At 70.0% G+C, this 1510-nt stretch carries 2 protein-coding genes; both read right to left on the reverse strand.

Features of this window, described 5'->3' with window-relative positions; translation table 11 throughout:
- Nucleotides 1-1101: MFS transporter (locus LPZ50_RS24765; protein ID WP_230665482.1), on the reverse strand; the 1101-nt coding region annotated here is incomplete at its 3' end.
- 10 nt (nt 1102-1111) lie between these two features.
- On the reverse strand, nt 1112-1510 hold a 399-nt coding region (locus LPZ50_RS24770), incomplete at its 5' end, for a hypothetical protein (RefSeq protein ID WP_230665483.1).

Consider the following 1510-nt stretch of genomic DNA (forward strand, 5'->3'; position numbering starts at 1 on the left):
GCCCGCCATGTCGACCACCAGGCCGGCCAGCGCCACGCCCACCGCCTGGCCCAGGAACAGGCAAGACGCGAACCAGGCTACGGCCGTGCCGCGCGCCGAGGGCACCATCTGCGTGGCATGCGTCTGCAAGGTGGCATGCAGCAGGTAATAGCCGAAACCGGCCAGCATGCTGGCCGGCAGCGCCCAGCCCCACGCGGGACCCAGCAGATACATCAGGAAGGCCACGCACAGCAATACCCCGCCGGCGCTGGCCAGGCCGCGCTCGCCCAGCCGCCGCAGCACCGGCCCGGCCACCACGGTGTACAGCAGGCCGCCCAGGGCATACACCGCCACCGCCGCGCCCGCCGCCGTCAAGGACAAACCGAAGCGCGCGTGCAGGTACGCTGGCGCGAAAGCCAGGGCGCCGAACACCAGCAGGCCTTCAATAAAAACGGTGGCCAGCACGATGCGAGCCCAAGGCACGCCCAACACGGTGCGCACCTGGGCCATGAAACCCTGGCGCGGCGGCGCTTCGGCGGGCACGCTCGCCGCGGTGGCGGCCTGCCGGGCAACTTCGCGCCACAACAGCAGGCCCACGGCCAGATAGCCCGCCACCAGGGCGCCGAACGCCCAGCGCCAGCCGACCGTATCGGCGAACCAGCCGCCAGCCAGTTGGCCCGCGGCCATGCCCAGGATGGTGCCAGTAAGAAAGCGCGCCAAGGTGGCCTGGCGCTGCTCATAGGCCACGTTGTCGCCTATCCAGGCCATGGACAGCGGCACGATGCCGGCGCCGGCCGCGCCGGACAAGGCCCGGCAAAGTACCAGCATGTCCAGTGTGGGTGCCAGCACCGCGCCAGCGCTGCCGATGGCGCACGCGAACGTGGCCACGGCCACCACGCGATATTTGCCGTAGCGATCGCCCACCGGACCGAAGAACATCTGCAGCACCCCATAGGCCACCGCGAACGCGGTAACCGTGGCGGCGGCCTGCCCGGTGGAGGTGCCGAAATCCGCCGCCAGGCGCGGCAGCATGGGGTCGCAGATGCGAAACGCACAGGCGCTGACGAAGGCCGCCAGCGCCAGCAAGGCGATGGCTCGGTTGTGTGAACTGGCTGGCGGCATGGTCGGGGGTTCAGTTGGGCAGGCGGTAGCCCGGCGGCATGCGGCGCGCGGTAATCGCCTGGCCGCCACTGCGCAATTCGCGCAGGGTCAGCATCGTGCCGCTGATTTTCTCGACCCGGTAGCGGTTCTGGTAGATGGGGTCCGCCGTATCCACGGGTTCGCCGTTGGACCGTACAGTTTGCAGCGTGAGCACGCCGCTTTTCAGTTCCCAGCAGCCCGATTCGCGCAAGCCCGGACGGGTGCGCTTGCCGATTTTCAATTGCGTGTCGTAGCTCATGGTGCCATCGGCGGCCAGCGCGACCAGCGCCTTGAAATCACCGGCCACGCCGCGGGGACGGGTGCTGGACTGCCAGTTGCCCACCAATTGGCTGCCCGACTGCGCCGGCGCGCAGGCCACGGCGGCCGGCGG

The organism is Bordetella petrii, from assembly GCF_020991325.1.
GTDB lineage: Bacteria > Pseudomonadota > Gammaproteobacteria > Burkholderiales > Burkholderiaceae_B > Bordetella_A > Bordetella_A petrii_E.